This is a genomic window from Massilimicrobiota sp. An134, assembly GCF_002160815.1.
GTDB classification, from domain to species: domain Bacteria; phylum Bacillota_I; class Bacilli_A; order Erysipelotrichales; family Coprobacillaceae; genus Allocoprobacillus; species Allocoprobacillus merdigallinarum.
Genome location: NZ_NFLH01000079.1, coordinates 1 through 862 on the forward strand (window position 1 = coordinate 1; position 862 = coordinate 862).

1 protein-coding gene is annotated in these 862 nt (G+C 35.0%); it reads left to right on the forward strand.

The features are described from left to right. A partial coding sequence (locus tag B5E79_RS13245; RefSeq protein WP_087298360.1) for a transposase occupies positions 1-820 on the forward strand: 820 nt, incomplete at its 5' end. Positions 821-862 lie beyond the last annotated feature (42 nt).

Consider the following 862-nt stretch of genomic DNA (forward strand, 5'->3'; position numbering starts at 1 on the left):
TGAAGCCAAAAAAGACGAAAATGATGCTTTCTGTCAACTTGTTGACAGATATGATGGACAGAAAGCCATCTTCATTGCCGATAGAGGCTATGAATCCTACAATGGTTTTGAACATGTTGTACACTCAGGACATAAATATATCATTCGTGTTAAAGACATTGAATCTACGACTAGCATCACCAAGTCACTAGGACCATTTCCTGATGGTGAGTTTGATGTTGATGTGTTTAGAATGCTGACCTTAAAACAAACAAAAATGACAAAAGCCTGTCCTGAAATATATAAAATTATTACCAAATCAATGAGATTTGATTTTATGGACAAAGAGAATCCCTGGTATGAGTTCAACTGTAGGGTCGTGAGATTCAAAATATCCGATGATAAATATGAAACTATTATTACCAATTTAAGCAGAGAGGAATTCTCAATGGAAGAAATCCGTGAAATCTACAATATGAGATGGGGCGAGGAAACTTCTTTTCGAGAACTCAAGTATGCCATTGGACTCAATGCATTGCATGCCAAGAAAAGAAAACTCATACAGCAGGAAATCTATGCACGTATGGTCATGTATAATTTCTGTCAAAGGATTGTACAGGAAATAAAGATTCCTAAAAAGGACAGAAACAAATATACATATCGGGTTAATTTTACAAAATCCATACATATCATCAGAGAGTTTCTAAGAAAAAAAGGTGGAAAGAATCCACCTGTAGAGTATCTGATAGCTAAAGAGATTCTGCCAATTCGACCCAACAGAAAATACAAGCGACATGTCAAGCCAAAGACTGTCGTATGCTTTAACTATAGATATAACTAACATAGTTTATTATATACCTTGACAGATGTAGTTTCAAGACTA